The sequence below is a fragment of the Candidatus Tumulicola sp. genome (genome assembly GCA_036490475.1).
Classification (GTDB): Bacteria; Vulcanimicrobiota; Vulcanimicrobiia; order Vulcanimicrobiales; family Vulcanimicrobiaceae; genus Tumulicola.
Genome location: DASXDT010000006.1, coordinates 1045159 through 1060457, shown reverse-complemented (window position 1 = coordinate 1060457; position 15299 = coordinate 1045159). Strand labels below are relative to the sequence as shown.

17 protein-coding genes are annotated in these 15299 nt (G+C 62.7%); 16 read left to right on the top strand and 1 reads right to left on the bottom strand.

Annotation, left to right across the window (positions count from 1 at the left end):
- The first annotated feature begins 10 nt into the window (after positions 1-10).
- From ubiE to VGF98_12490, 15 genes are all read left to right on the top strand, one after another.
- Entirely contained in the window at positions 11-733 is a 723-nt protein-coding gene (ubiE, locus tag VGF98_12560) for a bifunctional demethylmenaquinone methyltransferase/2-methoxy-6-polyprenyl-1,4-benzoquinol methylase UbiE (GenBank protein ID HEY1682466.1), read from the top strand.
- A complete protein-coding gene (locus VGF98_12555) occupies positions 730-1722 on the top strand; it encodes a polyprenyl synthetase family protein (GenBank protein HEY1682465.1) in 993 nt (330 codons plus the stop codon). The genes ubiE and VGF98_12555 overlap by 4 nt, the downstream gene beginning before the upstream one ends.
- Before the next feature lie 17 nt (positions 1723-1739).
- Positions 1740-2036 carry a twin-arginine translocase TatA/TatE family subunit gene (locus VGF98_12550; GenBank protein HEY1682464.1) on the top strand — a complete coding sequence of 99 codons (297 nt, stop codon included), beginning with the start codon at positions 1740-1742 and terminating at the stop codon, positions 2034-2036.
- A gap of 10 nt (positions 2037-2046) precedes the next feature.
- On the top strand, positions 2047-2811 hold the full coding sequence (tatC, locus tag VGF98_12545) for a twin-arginine translocase subunit TatC (protein HEY1682463.1): 765 nt from the start codon (positions 2047-2049) through the stop codon (positions 2809-2811).
- Positions 2793-4157 (top strand): cytochrome c biogenesis protein ResB, encoded by a 1365-nt coding sequence (locus VGF98_12540; GenBank protein ID HEY1682462.1) that lies wholly within the window; start codon positions 2793-2795, stop codon positions 4155-4157. The genes tatC and VGF98_12540 overlap by 19 nt, the downstream gene beginning before the upstream one ends.
- A gap of 7 nt (positions 4158-4164) precedes the next feature.
- Positions 4165-5118: a c-type cytochrome biogenesis protein CcsB gene (gene ccsB, locus VGF98_12535; protein ID HEY1682461.1), complete on the top strand. Its 954-nt coding sequence runs from the start codon at positions 4165-4167 to the stop codon at positions 5116-5118.
- A 114-nt stretch (positions 5119-5232) separates the two neighbouring features.
- Positions 5233-5862: a ubiquinol-cytochrome c reductase iron-sulfur subunit gene (locus VGF98_12530; protein ID HEY1682460.1), complete on the top strand. Its 630-nt coding sequence runs from the start codon at positions 5233-5235 to the stop codon at positions 5860-5862.
- A 19-nt stretch (positions 5863-5881) separates the two neighbouring features.
- Positions 5882-7420 (top strand): cytochrome b N-terminal domain-containing protein, encoded by a 1539-nt coding sequence (locus VGF98_12525; protein ID HEY1682459.1) that lies wholly within the window; start codon positions 5882-5884, stop codon positions 7418-7420.
- Entirely contained in the window at positions 7410-8366 is a 957-nt protein-coding gene (gene hemC / locus VGF98_12520) for a hydroxymethylbilane synthase (GenBank protein HEY1682458.1), read from the top strand. The genes VGF98_12525 and hemC overlap by 11 nt, the downstream gene beginning before the upstream one ends.
- Positions 8363-9367 (top strand): porphobilinogen synthase, encoded by a 1005-nt coding sequence (gene hemB / locus VGF98_12515; protein ID HEY1682457.1) that lies wholly within the window; start codon positions 8363-8365, stop codon positions 9365-9367. Before hemC ends, hemB begins: the two co-directional genes overlap by 4 nt.
- Positions 9368-9438: 71 nt before the next feature.
- Positions 9439-10737: a glutamate-1-semialdehyde 2,1-aminomutase gene (hemL, locus tag VGF98_12510; protein HEY1682456.1), complete on the top strand. Its 1299-nt coding sequence runs from the start codon at positions 9439-9441 to the stop codon at positions 10735-10737.
- Positions 10738-10759: 22 nt separating this feature from the next.
- Positions 10760-12082, top strand: coding sequence for a glutamyl-tRNA reductase (gene hemA / locus VGF98_12505; protein HEY1682455.1), 1323 nt, complete (start codon positions 10760-10762; stop codon positions 12080-12082).
- Positions 12083-12107: 25 nt separating this feature from the next.
- A complete protein-coding gene (locus tag VGF98_12500) occupies positions 12108-12851 on the top strand; it encodes a uroporphyrinogen-III synthase (protein HEY1682454.1) in 744 nt (247 codons plus the stop codon).
- Complete coding sequence (locus VGF98_12495; protein ID HEY1682453.1) at positions 12848-13624, top strand: DUF92 domain-containing protein; 777 nt, start codon at positions 12848-12850, stop codon at positions 13622-13624. The genes VGF98_12500 and VGF98_12495 overlap by 4 nt, the downstream gene beginning before the upstream one ends.
- A 1-nt stretch (position 13625) precedes the next feature.
- Positions 13626-14267 carry an MT-A70 family methyltransferase gene (locus VGF98_12490; protein ID HEY1682452.1) on the top strand — a complete coding sequence of 214 codons (642 nt, stop codon included), beginning with the start codon at positions 13626-13628 and terminating at the stop codon, positions 14265-14267.
- Positions 14268-14279: 12 nt separating this feature from the next.
- On the opposite strand, the gene VGF98_12485 is transcribed toward VGF98_12490, so the two are convergent.
- On the bottom strand, positions 14280-14534 hold the full coding sequence (locus VGF98_12485) for a glutaredoxin domain-containing protein (GenBank protein HEY1682451.1): 255 nt from the start codon (positions 14532-14534) through the stop codon (positions 14280-14282).
- A 92-nt stretch (positions 14535-14626) separates the two neighbouring features.
- On the opposite strand from VGF98_12485, the gene VGF98_12480 reads away from it, so the two are divergent.
- On the top strand, positions 14627-15292 hold the full coding sequence (locus VGF98_12480) for a hypothetical protein (GenBank protein ID HEY1682450.1): 666 nt from the start codon (positions 14627-14629) through the stop codon (positions 15290-15292).
- Positions 15293-15299: the final 7 nt, after the last annotated feature.

Genomic DNA, 15299 nt, shown 5'->3' with positions numbered 1-15299 from the left:
CCGGAGACCCATGACTTCGAGCCAGATCGAGCGCGCAAACGGCGACAAGGGAGCATTCGTACGAGCGATGTTTGCCCGTATTGCTCCCCGCTATGACACCACGAACCGAGTGCTGACCGCCGGACTCGACGAGCGCTGGCGCCGGCGTGCCATTGCCGTACTCGCCCCGCGGCCGCACGATCGCATCGCCGACTTGTGCTGCGGCACCGGCGACCTCGTCTTCAATTTATTGAAGCACGACGCCACGCTGGCGGTAACGGGCGTAGATTTTTGCGAGCCGATGTTAGACCGGGCCCGGGAGCGCGCGGCGACGGTTCGCTCGAACGCCGTATTCATCGAAGGCGACGTCATGGCGCTGCCGTTCGAGGATGCGTCGGTCGACGGGGCCACCATGGGGTTCAGCCTGCGCAACGTCGAGGACGTGGATCGCGTGCTACACGAGGTACTGCGCGTGCTGCGGCCCGGCGCGCGATTCGTGAATCTCGACGTGAGTAAAGCGCCCAATCCTCTTATGAAGCGTGCGTTCGACGCGTACTTCTACGGCATCGTTCCGATCGTCGGCGGTCTGGTGGGCGGCTCGCGCCAAGCGTACGCCTATCTGCCGAACTCCTTGACGCATCATCCGAATGCAAGGCAGTTACGCGACCGCTTCGCGGCCGCCGGGTTCGCGAGCGCAGGCTTCGTTCCGTTGATGGGTGGTACGATCGCGATCCACCACGGAATCAAACCGTGAGCGACGCCCTCTTTTCTCCGGCGCTCGACGCCAACGACAACGACGATCTGCGCGGCCTGGTCGAGCATTTCTTCGCCTCGCGATTCTCGACCGACAACGCCATCGTTACCGAAGCCGTCAAACGCATGCTGGCGGCCGGCGGAAAACGCATCCGCCCGCGGATCACGCTGCTCGCGGCGGCTGCCTGCGGCGGACGTCCGGCCGAACATCTTTCGTTAGCGGCGTACATGGAGCTGATCCACGTCGCCACGTTAGTACACGACGATGTGGTCGACAACGCGAGCACCCGTCGCGGCGTCAACGCCACCGCGGTCGATTACGGCAATCGCGTGAGCGTACTCGCCGGCGATTATCTGTTCGCCTGGATTTTCAAGAACGTCACGGCCGGTTATCCGCACCCGATCCCGCACGTACTGTCGGCCACGCTGGCGGATATTTGCGACGGCGAAGTGTTACAGCTACAGGCGCTCGGCAATCTCAGTCTCACATCCAACGAGTACGTCGAAATCGCTCGCAAGAAAACGGCCTCGCTGTTCGCGGCGTCGGCACAGTGCGGCGCGGTGACCGTTGGAGCGTCCGACGAACAAACGACGGCGCTACACGCCTTCGGCGAATATCTCGGCATCGCGTTTCAGATGCGTGACGACGTTCTGGATATGACCGCCGACGAACGCTCGCTGGGCAAGCCGGTCGGAAACGACCTAGCCGAACGAAAGGTAACGATTCCATTAATTGACGCGCTGGCGCGTAGCGGCGGCGACTTTCGAGCCGTAGTGCGGCGTTTCTACGAGGGGGACAGCCCGGACGCGATTCCGGCGATCGTAGCCGGCATTAGAGAATTCGGCATCGACGCGACGCGCCGCCGAATCGCCGGGTACGTAGAGAAAGCCCGGGCCGCGCTGGAGCCGATTGCAGCGAGCCCGGCGAAACACGAACTGTCGAAACTTGCCGATGCGCTGTCCGGCGCACCCGGCGAATCGAATGGATAAGGGAGAACCTCATGAGCATGCACGTCCAACTAGCCTTTATCGACGCACCGATCATCATCGGCATCTTGGTCGTCGGCGCTTTGCTCTTCGGCGCGGACAAGCTGCCGAAACTGGCGCGTAGCGCCGGACAAGCAAAAAAAGAGTTTGTGATGGGTCAAATGGAGGCCGACGAGGCGACGACGCGCGCCCGAGAAGAAGCGCGCCGCCGTGTGGCAGAACAACATTCCGACATCATGAACAACGTCGAGGCAGGCTCGATGACCGGCGAAGCCGTCCCGCCGCCGACACCCGGTAAGGGAACGCTGAGCTCCTAGGAATTCGTCGATGCTGCTGCAGCGGCAATCTCCCGCGCCCTCTGAGGATCCGTGGGACCAAAAGGAGATGCCGTTTACGGAGCACCTGAGGGAGCTCCGTCGCCGTATTTTGATCTCGCTGGCGACCGTCGGCGGGATTGCAGTTCTGCTCTTTTGGCCGTCGCAGTTCATCATCAAATGGATGATGAACGAATATTTTCACGGCATCGCGCTGCACGCATTCGGGCCGGCGGACGTGATTTTCACCGAGTTCAAGCTGTCGATCGTCGGCGGTGTGGTGTTCGGATTGCCGGTATTGATACAGCAGTTGTGGCTGTTCGTGGTTCCGGCGATCGCGCCGCGCACCCGGCGAATGGTCTACGCATTCGTCATACCATCGTTTCTGTTGGCGTTGACCGGACTGGCGTTCGCGCACTTCGTCGTCATCCCGCGCGTCGTAGCGGCACTTCTGAACATCACCAGCGAGGTGGCGACTCCGACCTTCGGCATCACGACCACGCTCAATTTCGTCATCATTCTGCTCGCGCTGTTCGCGATCGTATTCCAAACGCCGATCATTCTCGTCGGTCTCGCCCGTCTTGGAATCGTCGATGCGCCCGCGCTCAAACGTTACCGCCGTCACGCATTGTTTGGTTTCTTCGTTGCGGGCGGAGTCGCAGCGCCCGACGGTAATCCGTTGACCATGGCGATGCTGGCCGTGCCGATGTACGTGCTGTACGAGATATCGATCTGGATCATTCTGCTTCTCGGGCGCACGTGGCGCAAGGGGGAGTAGCCGCACTCGAGCGCGCGGGATTCGTTCGCGCGTATTCCGATTTCGTCAACACGTTCGGCAACGTGCTGTTCGCCGTTAGCTTATTCTTGGTATGGGGACTGCTGACGCTGATCGGCGTCGTCGTCGATCAGGACAAAGATTTTTCGACCTACGTTGCATCGTACGACGCGCCATTGGCGCGCGCCATCGTGCGCCTCGGCTTCGATAACATCTACCATTCGGCGTGGTACGTGGGCATCGTCGCACTGATCTTGATCTCGCTCACCGTGTGCACGTTCAAACGCGTCATTCCGGCTCGGTTACCGCGGTTGCATCCGGTCGCAGTCGAGAAGATTCCATTGCATGCGACCTTCGATGCCGATGGCGACGAAGCCGCGGTACGCGACCGCGTCGCTGCGACGCTGCGCAAACGGGGCTGGACGATTCGAGAGAAAGCCTTCGGCGGCGTCGAGTGGACGTTCGCGGACAAAAACAATTGGGCGCGTCGCGGCGTGTTGATCGCGCATCTAGGGTTCGTGATCATCGCGGCCGGCACGACGCTCTATTGGGCTCGTGGATTTTCCGGCGAAACCGCAGTGCTAACCGGGCAGTCGGTACGCATTCCGCAGACGGGCGCGGTGCTGCGGCTCGACGACTTCGCTTACAAAATCCAACCAATTCTAACCAAGAGCGGAATGGTGTATCAGCCGGTCGATTACGTTTCGCACGTAACCGCAGTCGGCAACGACGGCCGGTCGCAAGCGCTGACGGTTCGCGTCAACCATCCGGTCGACATCGACAAGACGCTGTATTACCAAGCGAGTTACGGCTTCGGCGTGCGCTTCAACATAACGCACAACGGTCGTCCGGACGTCGATCGCTCCAGCCGGACCTTGCTGGAGGGTGACTCGATCCAATTCCCCGATGGCCGGACGCTGATCTACGAACGCTTCGTGCCGACGGTCGACCGCCGTACCGGATTACCCGCCGCCGACCCGCGCGTCAACAATCCGGCGGCGATTCTGCAAGCCGTGATCGACGGCCAACCCGTCGGTGAAGCCGCGGTTCCGCTGCGCACGTGGATCGATATCGGCGGCGGCTGGCGCGTGACGCCGCAGCGCTACACGCTCTACAGTGGCTTTCAATATCGGTACGACCCGGGCGTACCGCTGGTCGGCATCGGCGCGATCGTGCTGCTCATCGGCCTCATCGTTTCGTTCTACGTGCTGCCCGCGCGCTTATTCGTCCGGGTCGATCCGGACGGCCCGCAGAGGTCGCGCGTCGGCGTCGCGGCGACAACGGTCAAGGGGTACGACGTTTTCGAACAAGAGTTTCAGAAACTCGTGCTAGCGTTGAACCCAGGATGATGCTGATATGAAAATGCCGCTCGACGAAGTGCTGATGGTAACGGCTCTCGGCTCGTACGTGCTCGCGGCGTTGGCGCTGCTGGTCTATTTCTTTTCGCGCGAGGAGTGGCTGCGACTGTTCGGCGTCCCGTTGGCGGTATTGGGCTGTGCCGCCCAGTTCGCCCAGCTGGCGGTCCGATTCGAAACCACCGGCGTCTGGCCGCTGCTCAACCTCTACGGCTCGCTTTCGCTGTTTGCTGCGATGGCCGTCGCGATTTTTATCGGCTTCGCGATCCGCTACAAGCTGTGGTTTGCCGGCGGATTTGTGCTTGCGCTGGCGGCAATTTTTCTGGCCTACGGCGTCACGTGGAACGAGGGAACGATGCCGGCGGTACCATCGCTGCAATCGTATTGGGCAAAAATCCACGTGCCGATCGTCGTGTCATCCTATGCTGCGTTTTTAGTCGCATTCGTCTTTTCCGGCATCTACCTGGTGAAGTTTTACGCCGAGCGTGCGTTCGAACGCGGGCCTTCGCCGGCGCTGGCCACCTCAACCGGCACGACCTTTCCAGCCGGTGCGTCGCCCGCGCTATCGATGCGCCGCGACACGCCCGCGCTCGAAGCCGCCGCCGCCAACGGCAGCACGGTCGCTACCTGGTTTATGTCGCTTCCGACGCTCCCGCAGCTCGACGTCGTCGTCTATCGCGCCGTTGCGATCGGATTGCCGCTCATTTCGATCGGCATCATCACCGGCGCGATGTGGGCCAAAGAGGCGTGGGGCGCGTACTGGCAATGGGATCCGAAGGAAACGGCCGCGCTGTTTTCGTGGATCATCTATTTGGCGTACATGCATTTGCATACGCGCCATGCCTGGCGCGGCGTTCGCACCAACTGGGTGAGCGTGCTCGGTTTTGTCTCGATCGTCTTCTGCTACTTAGGCGTTAACATCTGGATTTCGGGCCTGCATAGCTACAAAGTCTAGCCCGGCGCACCTCGCTCCCGAGTTTCGTCCTTTGCTTCTTCTAGAGGGCGGGCTTACAATGCCGGGAAGATGGCCCAGAAGCGGTCACGCCTATTAGGAGAACTCGATTTGTCCATGCATCGCGCGTACGAAGAACCAGAAACCGGCGACGAGATATCCCGGCGGACGTTCATGGCCAACGCCACCATGACGATCAGCGGAATCATCGGCGTGGTGCTGGCCGTACCGCTGATCGGTTCGCTGATCCCAGTGGGAAGCGGCGACAAAGGCAGTTGGTCGGGGCTGACCAAGTCGGAAATCGACCAGCTCTCGGACGCGACATCGAAACCCGTCAAGATGACCTTCACCCTGAAATACAAAGACGGATATCTGCCGGAGCAGGCCGCCGACGAATACGTGTGGGGCATCAAGATCGACGCCGCCAAGTTTCAAGCGGCACGACCGGACATCTATCAAGTGAAGGGCGGCAACGTCGACTATCCGGCCGTCAATCTCGGCTTCGTTATCTTTAGCCCGATTTGCCCGCACCTCGGATGCCGCTTCAACTGGAGCGCGGAAGCGAATCGCTTCCTGTGCCCGTGCCACGGTTCGCAGTACAACTTCGATGGAACGCACGAAGCCGGACCGGCACCGCGCGGACTCGACCCCCTGCCGTTCCGCGAGCAGAGCGGGGCGGCCCAAGTGACCTGGATTCAGTTCAAGCCGAACGTACCCGATCGCGTCATCATCTCGTACCAAGCGTAACGGCCAGGAGTTAATACCGATGCTCAATTGGATCGAAAAACGCACCGGCTTTATCTCGATGACGCAGGAATTCCTCACCGAGGACGTTCCGGGCGGCGCGAGTTATTGGTACGTTTTCGGCAGCGCGACGCTGTTCGCGATGATCGTGCAGATCGTCACGGGTATTTTCTTGACGTTCTTCTATGCTCCGTCGGCCGAGACGGCGTGGGAATCCACGCGCGCAATTTATTTAAATCCGTTCACGCACTTCATCATCTCGGTGCACTATTGGGGTGCGTCGGCAATGATCGCGCTCGTGTTTTTGCACTTGCTGCAAGTGTTGATTTGGGGCGCATATAAGTCGCCGCGCGAACTGCAGTGGATCGTCGGCGTACTATTGCTACTCGTCACGCTCGTCTTGGGTCTGACCGGATATTTGCTGCCGTGGGATATGGACGCGTACTTCGCGTCGCAAGTCTCGTTGAATATCGCCGGCCTGCCGCCGGTCGCCGGTCCGATTCTGCAGAACATCGCGCAGGGCGGGGGAACCATCGGCACCGCCACTATCAACCGATTCTTCGGCTTGCACGTGTGGCTCATGCCCGCCGCACTTCTCGGACTCGTCGGCGCGCATCTGGCAATCTTCCGTCACAACGGTTCGGCCGGCCCGGTCGCCGACGATCGTCGCGGAATGAAGCCCGGCCGCTTCTGGCCCGATCAGATGTTCATGGACGCGTTCGCTTCGTTCATCGTGTTTTTGATCATCGTAGCGCTGGCGTTACTGGTGCCGCCGTTCCTCGATCAAAAAGCCGATCCGACCAACTCGCAGTTCGTGCCCTATCCGGCTTGGTATTTCTTGTCGTTGTTCGGCTTACTCGGAATCGTGCCGGCGTCCTTAAGCATCGGACCGTTTCCGTTGCCGATGGAACTCATCGCGACGGTCATCGTACCGACGATCTTCTTAATCGTCGTCCTGGCCATTCCGTGGATCGACCGAAGCACCGTGCGCAGCTTCTCCTCGCGCGCGGGCATCTTGTGGGGAACGACGATTATGATCATCGCGATCGTCGGACTATCCATTTTCGCGCAACTTCAGACCATGGCGAAACAGGCCGCAGCTCCACCGTCGATGAGCCAAGCACAAATCTTGTCGATGACGTCGGATACCACCAGCGCCGGAGGCGCTCCCGTGAGCACCGAGTCCGGTTCCTCGAACGGCAGCGCCCCAACCGGCGGATCGGCGTCGACTGCGCAAGCTGCCAGCGGTGCGAAAGTCTTTTCGACAAACTGCTCTTCGTGCCACGGCGCACAAGGCCAAGGCGTCCCCGGCTCGTTCCCGCCGCTCGCAAACAACCCGGTCGTTACCGGCGACCCCGGTAAGGTGGTCGGCATCCTACTGGGCGGTTTACACGGTTCGATCTCGGTGAACGGAACGACCTACAACGGACAGATGCCCGCGTGGAAGGGCACGCTCTCCAACAAAGACATCGCCGACGTGATCACGTTCATCCGGACGTCGCTCGGCAATAACAAAGCGTCGGCGGTGTCGGAAGCGCAAGTGAGCGGATATAAACCCTAGGGAAGTATCCGCCACCGCACGGCTCGTCTGCGCGTCACGATCGAGCGCGCTTGCGATGGTGCAGACGAGGCTGGTTGCCGCGCGGTTGGCCGAGCACGGCATCGTCACGACGATTCTGCCAATAACCACAACCGGAGACCGCGAGCGCGATCGCCCGATCGAACAAATCGGCAGCGTTAACGTGTTCGTCGGCGAGCTCGAAGCCGCGTTGCGCGACCGGCGCGCCGACTATGCCGTTCACTCTTGCAAGGACTTGCCGGGCACGCTCGCAGTCGATATGCAAATTGCGGCGATCTCCGCACGCGAGGATGCGCGCGACGCGTATTGCAGCGAGCGCTATTCCACATTTGCAGACCTGCCGGCCGGCGCGATCGTCGGCACGTCGAGTCCGCGGCGCACCTTTCAATTGCGTCTCATGCGTCCCGATCTCGAGTATCGCAGCATCCGCGGCAACGTCGACACGCGCTTACGAAAGCTCGTCGCGGACGAATACGATGCGATCGTTCTCGCCGCCGCCGGACTGCGGCGTCTCCGTACCGGCGCTCGGTACGTCGTTCCATTTTCGGTCGAGGACGTCGTGCCGGCCGTCGGGCAAGGCGCGCTCGCCGTCGAAACCCGGGCCGGCGAGGATTGGATCGCCGCCCAAGTTCGTGAAGCCGTCAACGACACCGAGACGGAGCTGAGCATTCTTACCGAGCGGGCTGCGTTACGCGCGATGATGGCCGGCTGTAGCGCTGCGCTCGGGATCTATGCCGAGCGGGCGAACGCTCGCTGCAACGTGCGCGGCATCGCAGAGGGCGCGCCGCCGGCCCGTGCGGATCGCTCCGCGCCCGTAGCCAACGCGGTGGAGGCTGAAGCGCTCGGCGAGGCGCTCGCGGCAGCGCTACGAGCGGACGAGCGACGAGACGAATCGAGGCCGCGTGCCGAAGGCTTATCTAGCCCATGACACGTCCCACCACGTCCGAACGAGCCCCAACCGTACGTTTGCGCAGGTTGCGCCGCGATGAAACCGTTCGCGCGCTGGTGCGCGAACATCGCGTACACGTCGACCAGTTGATCGCGCCGCTGTTCGTTGTTGAGCGAGCCGAGGATGCCGGTCCGGTCGCCGCGATGCCGGGCGTATCGCGCCTAACGATCGATGGCGCGGTGGCCGAAGTGGCGGAATTGCGCGAGCTCGGCATTCACACGGTTTTATTGTTCGGAATTCCGTCTCATAAAGATGCGATTGCGTCGAGCAACTACAATCCGCAAGGCGTGGTGCAGCAGGCGACGCGCGCCATCAAGTCCGCATTCGACGATGTGCTGGTTTGCGCCGACTTGTGCAACTGCGAATACACCGATCACGGGCATTGCGGGATCGTCGCGCCCGACGGCAGCGTCGACAACGACGCGACGGTCGAGTTGCTGGTGCGTACCGCGCTAACGTATGCCGATGCCGGCGTCGACGTGATCGCACCGTCCGACATGATGGACGGACGCGTCGGTGCGATTCGCCGCGCGCTCGACGATCGCGGTGCGACCGGCACGGCGATCATGGCATACAGTGCGAAATACGCTTCGGCGTTCTACGGACCGTTTCGTGAAGCGGCCGGTTCGGCGCCACAGTTCGCCGACCGCCGCGGTTATCAAATGGATCCGCCGAACGCGCGCGAGGCGATGCGCGAGATCGCACTCGATATCGACGAAGGCGCCGATATCGTGATGGTCAAGCCGGCGCTGGCGTATCTCGACATCGTGCGACGCGCGCGCGACACGTTCGACGTACCGATTGCCGTCTACAACGTGAGCGGCGAATATTCGATGATCCAAGCCGCCATCGCCAACGGTTGCGTCGACGGTCCGCGGGTCGTCGACGAAGTATTGTCGTCGTTCGTTCGAGCCGGAGCCGACGTCATCATCACGTACTTCGCCAAAGAGTATGCGCGGCGACAGCGAGCGCTCGGGTGAGCGGTGCGGCAACAAATGACCGGCTTAGGGGTGCGGTCCGTCCCGATGCCGCAACAGTATGGGGAGAAAGCATGAAGTTCGAACGATCGATTGCCGCATTTGCCGCTGCCAAACGGGTGATCGCCGGCGGCGTCAACTCGCCCGTGCGCGCGTTCAAGGCCGTCGGCGGTTCACCGATCTTCATGAAGAGCGGTGCCGGAGCGACGCTACACGATCTCGACGAACATGAGTACATCGACTACGTTTTGTCGTGGGGACCGTTATTGCTCGGGCACGCGCATCCGGCGGTCGTCAAAGCCATTTCGACGACGGCGGCGCGAGGGACGTCGTTCGGCGCGCCGACCGAGGCCGAAACCGAACTCGGACAGTTGATCGTTTCGATGATGCCGTCGATCGAACGCATCCGCTTCGTGTCGAGCGGCACCGAAGCGACGATGAGTGCGGTGCGTTTGGCGCGCGGCTACACGCGACGCCCGAAGATCGTCAAGTTTGCCGGCTGTTATCACGGCCACGGCGATTCGTTTTTGATTTCCGCCGGTTCCGGCGCGCTCACACACGGAACGCCGACGTCGCCCGGCATCACGGAAGGCACCGCAGCCGATACGATCGTCGTCCCGTTCAACGACGCGGATGCCGTCGAAGCCGCGTTCGATGCGAATCCGCAAGCGATTGCGGCGGTCATCGTCGAGCCATACGCCGGCAACATGGGGCTCGTGCTCGCCGCTCCAGGATTTCTGCAACGCCTTCGCGAGTTGTGCACGGCCAACGGTGCCCTGTTGATTTTCGATGAAGTCATGACTGGTTTCCGCGTCGGCCGCGGCGGCGTCCAGGGACGCGAAGGTGTGATCCCCGACTTGACGACGCTCGGCAAAGTGATCGGTGGAGGATTGCCGGTCGGCGCGTTCGGTGGCCCCGAGCGCATCATGGCGTATCTCTCGCCGTCGGGCCCCGTATATCAAGCCGGAACGTTGTCGGGTAATCCGATGGCGATGGCGGCCGGCATCGCAACGCTGAAGATCGTACGCGACGATGCGACCTTGTTCGAGCGGCTCGAGGTGCTGACGCACTTGCTGGTCGATGGCTTACACGAGATCATGAACAAATACGGAGTGCCGCATTACTGCGTCGCTGCCGGATCGATGTTCTGCGCGTTCTTCACCGACGGACCGGTCACCGATCTGGAAAGCGCGATGCGCTCCGACACCGAGGCCTTCTCCCGCTACTTTGCCGAGATGCTGGACGGAGGCGTCTACATCGCCCCGTCACAGTTCGAGGCCGGGTTTTTGTCGACCGCCCACACGACCCGCCACGTCGAACAGACCTTGGCTGCAGCCGATTCGGCCTTTTCCCGGGTTCTAGCTCTACGATGACCCTCGAGAAACGTCGCCCGTAATGCCGATCGTCTGCGTTGGACTCTCGCATCATACCGCTCCGGTCGAAGTGCGCGAGAGCCATGCCTTCCCCGCGTCCCGTATGAGCGAAGCGCTGGTCGCCCTGCGCGATTACGAGGCGGTTCGCGAAGCCGCGATGCTGCAGACGTGCGGCCGGTTAGAGATTTACGCCGAGGTCGACGACTTCGAAGCCGGCGTCAGCCAGATCACGTCGTTTCTTTCGCGCTTCCGGCACGTCGACATCGGATACGACATCGAGTCGTTTCTGTACACCAAGTTGGGACATCACGCGGTCGACCATCTGTTCCGCGTCGCCACGGGCCTCGATTCGATGTTGATCGGCGAAGCCGAAATTCTTGGCCAGGTCAAAGACGCGTACGTGCAGGCGCAACGCGCGCAATCGCTGGGCAAATCGCTGCATCGTCTGTTCCGCGACGCGCTGAACGCCGGTAAGACCGCGCGAGCGCAAACGCGTATCGGCGATCAGTCCAGCTCGATCGCGACGGCAGCCGTCGAACTCGCTAAGTCGCGCTTGGGAACGTTGAACGGCGCGTCGGTCGTGGTGCTGGGAACCGGTCGCATGGCGCGCGCCGCCGTTCGCCGTCTGCGTCAGGAGGGTGCGCGCCGCGTCGCGATCGCCAGCCGCACGATGTCGCGGGCGCAGGACGTGGCCGACGAGTTGGGCGGCACACGGCCGATCGACATGTCCGAAATGGTCGACGCATTGGCCGAATGCGATTTGGTCGTCACGGCTACGGGCTCGCCGGAGTTCGTGCTGGAATGCAACGACGTTATGGCGGCGATGCAACGCCGGCCCGACCGAGCGATGTTCGTCATCGACGTTGCGGTGCCGCGCGATGTCGATCCGGCGGTTGCGGAGATTCCGAACGTCGCATTGGTCGACGTCGACGGTTTGAAATCGGTGGTCGACGAGAAACTCGTCGTGCGCCGGGACGCGATCCCCGACGTCGAAGAAATTATCGATGAGGTTTCCGAACGTTTCGAACGCTGGTATCGCTCGCGCGACGCGTTACCCATCATCGCCGAGCTCACGCGTAAGGCCGAGACGATTCGCATTGCGGAACTCGAGCGATTGTTCGCGCGTTGTCCGGAACTGTCCGAGCGCGAGAAGCTTCTGGTGACCGGCCTGACGATGACGCTCGTCTCGAAATTGTTGCATTCGGTGATTCTCAAGGTGCGCGAGCGCGCCACGTCAGATGGGGCGCAGGCATTGTCGTACGCTCGCGTGCTCGACGATCTATTCGAACTCGACCTCGCCCAACACATCGCGACATTAGTGGCGCGCCCCAACGCCGACTCCTAGCTCGCTCGCAGGCAAGCGCGTCCTAGTGACGCGGCCGCGAGACCGCTCACCCGAATTCGTCGCCGAGTTGAAGGCGCGCGGTGCGATCGTATTGATCGCGCCGGTCGTTAGCATCGAGCCGCCCGATGATCCCGCGCCGTTCCGCAATGCGCTCGCGCATTTGCGCGACTTCGATTGGTGCGTTTTCACATCGGTCAACGGCGTCGATGCATTCTCGACGACCTTCGATGCGCCACGGCACGTCGCGCGCGCTCTTCAAGGTCTTCGCGTCGCCGCCATCGGAACGCAGACCGCACAACATCTCGAACGCTACGGCGTGCCCGACGTCATCGTCCCCGGCGAACACGTCAACGAAGCCTTAGCCGCGTCGATCGCCGCACGAGCCAAGCCCGGAGCGCGCATATTGATCGTTCGCGCGCAAGAAGCACGCGACGTTCTGCCCGACGCGCTACGTGCGAACGGTTTCGACCCGCTGGACGTCGCTGCGTATCGCACCTCGCTAACGGAAACTCCGAACTTTAGCGGCGACGCGCAAAGCGCCGACGCAATTACGTTTGCCAGCGGCAGCGCCGTGCGCGGATTCGTCGCGGCGGCCGGCGGTGAGGAATCCGCGCTCGCCCTCGCGTCGGGCAAAGTGATCGCGTGTATCGGTCCGATCGTCGCAGAAGCCGCCCGCGCGGCCGGTCTGACCGTCGACGTCGTCGCGGCACCCTATACCGGTCTCGGATTGATCGAAGCGCTCGCCTCGCATTTTGCAACCGAAAGGTGAGTGCGTTGTGGGGCGTGGCGCTGGCCGCGATGGTTGCGGCTATTGCGTGGCGCGCACGAGCGTTGACCACTGGTGGAGCGATCGCCGCTGGTTTTGTAGGAGCCGCGACGTTCGGCGCAGGCGGGTGGCCGGCAGCCGCCGTGCTGTTCGCGTTCTTCATTCCGTCGGCGCTTCTGTCGCGTACCGGCAAGGCTCGCAAACGCGCGATGACCGACACCGGCAAGCACGGACCGCGCGATGCGCGACAGGTGCTCGCGAATGGCGGCGTGGCGGCCGTCTGTGCATTGGCCGCGACCCGCGGCAACGGCGCGTTCGCAGCGGCCTTCGCAGGGGCGTTCGCGGCGGCGGCGGCCGACACGTGGGCGACCGAGATCGGCGTGCTGTCGCCCGAGCGGCCGCGTTCGATTCTGACCTTTCGACCGGTCGTGGCCGGACTTTCCGGCGGCGTCACCGTCGCCGGTACGCTCGCCTCGATCGCGGGCGCCGTCGCGGTAGCTTCTACCGCCGCGCTTACGGGCGTCGCGGCGTTCGCGCCGGTCGTCGTCGCGGGCGTCGCCGGGTCGTTAGCCGATTCGGCGATTGGGGCGGCGCTGCAAGCGCTGCGCTGGTGCCCGCGTTGCGAGCGAGCCTGCGAAACCAATCCGCACGCGTGCGGAACGCCCACCCAACTGCGTCGCGGTTTGGAGTGGATGGATAACGACGCGGTCAATCTCGCCGCGACGTTGACGGGCGCGGTGGTTGCCGCGTTGTTCGTCGCGTGGGCGACTCGCTAACGTGGAACGCGAGCTTTCGCCGAAGAACGTCGCACATCGCAAACGCTTGGCGCAGCGAAGTACGGCGCGCCCGCATGTAACACTGCCGCCGCTACCGGCCAATCGCTATGACATCGCCTACGTCGACCCGCCCTGGCACTACTACGGCAGTCCGATAAAAGATGCGGCCGCCGCAAAACATTACCCGTTGATGACGCTCGACGAGCTAGCCCAGATCGACGTACGCCGTTTACTCAACAAACGCGCGGCGCTGTTTTTATGGGCCACCTGTCCGCGCTTGAATTATGCGATCGATTTATTGCGTGAGTGGAAACTGCATTATCGCGGCGTCGCGTACGTGTGGGTGAAGGTGGGGAAGAGCGGACGCATCATCAACGGACAAGGCGTGCCGCCGACCTTCACCAAGCCGACCACCGAACTGTTACTCGCCGCAACCACGATGCCGACCGGGCGTCCGTTTCCGCTACTCGATTTGGCGCAAGCGCAAGTCGTGCTGGCACCCCGTGGCGCGCATAGCGAAAAACCGGCCGTGTTCCGCGAAGCGATCGAACGCCTGTGCGGCGGTCGACCGCGTATCGAATTGTTCGCACGCGCCCGCACGCCCAATTGGGATGCGTGGGGCGCCGAACTGCCGGACCCGTAGATCGACTGCCCGCTACTTCTTTTTGCCGTACGTCTTTCGCAGATACTCGATGATCGCGTCGTCGTCGTCGGCGATCTTCACGTCGCCGTCGGTCATCGACGGAATGCCGGTCGTTCCGAATAGCGCTTTGAGGTTCGTACGGGCGGCGTGATCTTCGGGCACGTTGACCACTTTATAGTCGAGCAATAGGTCGGTCAGCTCGCGCCGGACGTGCCCACAATACGGGCACCACTCGGCTTGGTACAGGACGATGTTGGTATCGGTCATGGCCGTTGCAATCAGACCCGCGACGGGGTAGGTTGCAGCCCTCCTCGAAGATGAGGTGTGCGATGATAGGGGCGCTTGCTTCGAACCTCCGGATGCGCGGAGCCTTCGCCGGGTCGGTGGCACTCCACGTCCTGGTCGCATTGCTCATTCCGGCCCTGATATGGACGACGGCCGCGGGAGACGCCGTGCCGACGATCACGTTCGCGCGCATCGCCCGGATCCAAATTCAACCGACCCCGCACCCGATACCGCTGGCACAAGCGCCGCATCTGCAGGTCAAGCCGAACGTTTCGCTCGCTGCCGAGACCGCGCCGTCTCGGGCCACATCGCGCCACACCGTTCATGTCAACTTCACGCACGGCCAGCCGGCCTCCGCGCCGCGTGTCGCTGCGTTTACGCGCCTCGGCACCGGGCACTCGCAGGTCGCCGCGGCCCCGCAAGCAACCGCGTCGCCGGTTCCTCGGGCAGTGTCCGGCACCGTCGGTCGCGATACCGGTGGCCTAATGCCGTTTGGAGCGGACCAACCCGAGCCGGTTCTGGACCCCGTCATTCGCAAGCAGCTGGCGGCGCTGGGCGTGCATCTTACGCTGACCGTCACCGTCGATGAGGACGGAAAGGTCAAGAACGTCGGCTTCAATCCGCAGGTCGACGACGCGATGAAATCGCGGATTCAGTCGCTACTGGCGGACGCGAACTGGGATCCGGCGGTCTGCGGCGGTGGCATCGCGTGCGAAGGCACCGCGACGATCCGGCTCTAGCCCGGGC

What these genes read in the sequence shown, in the direction of transcription:
- ubiE (HEY1682466.1), top strand. Translation starts at nt 11, where the DNA reads ATGACTTCGAGCCAGATCGAGCGCGCAAACGGCGACAAGGGAGCATTC.
- VGF98_12550 (HEY1682464.1), top strand. Translation starts at nt 1,740, where the DNA reads ATGCACGTCCAACTAGCCTTTATCGACGCACCGATCATCATCGGCATC.
- tatC (HEY1682463.1), top strand. Translation starts at nt 2,047, where the DNA reads ATGCTGCTGCAGCGGCAATCTCCCGCGCCCTCTGAGGATCCGTGGGAC.
- ccsB (HEY1682461.1), top strand. Translation starts at nt 4,165, where the DNA reads ATGAAAATGCCGCTCGACGAAGTGCTGATGGTAACGGCTCTCGGCTCG.
- VGF98_12530 (HEY1682460.1), top strand. Translation starts at nt 5,233, where the DNA reads ATGCATCGCGCGTACGAAGAACCAGAAACCGGCGACGAGATATCCCGG.
- VGF98_12525 (HEY1682459.1), top strand. Translation starts at nt 5,882, where the DNA reads ATGCTCAATTGGATCGAAAAACGCACCGGCTTTATCTCGATGACGCAG.
- hemB (HEY1682457.1), top strand. Translation starts at nt 8,363, where the DNA reads ATGACACGTCCCACCACGTCCGAACGAGCCCCAACCGTACGTTTGCGC.
- hemL (HEY1682456.1), top strand. Translation starts at nt 9,439, where the DNA reads ATGAAGTTCGAACGATCGATTGCCGCATTTGCCGCTGCCAAACGGGTG.
- hemA (HEY1682455.1), top strand. Translation starts at nt 10,760, where the DNA reads ATGCCGATCGTCTGCGTTGGACTCTCGCATCATACCGCTCCGGTCGAA.
- VGF98_12485 (HEY1682451.1), bottom strand. Translation starts at nt 14,534, where the DNA reads ATGACCGATACCAACATCGTCCTGTACCAAGCCGAGTGGTGCCCGTAT.
- VGF98_12480 (HEY1682450.1), top strand. Translation starts at nt 14,627, where the DNA reads ATGCGCGGAGCCTTCGCCGGGTCGGTGGCACTCCACGTCCTGGTCGCA.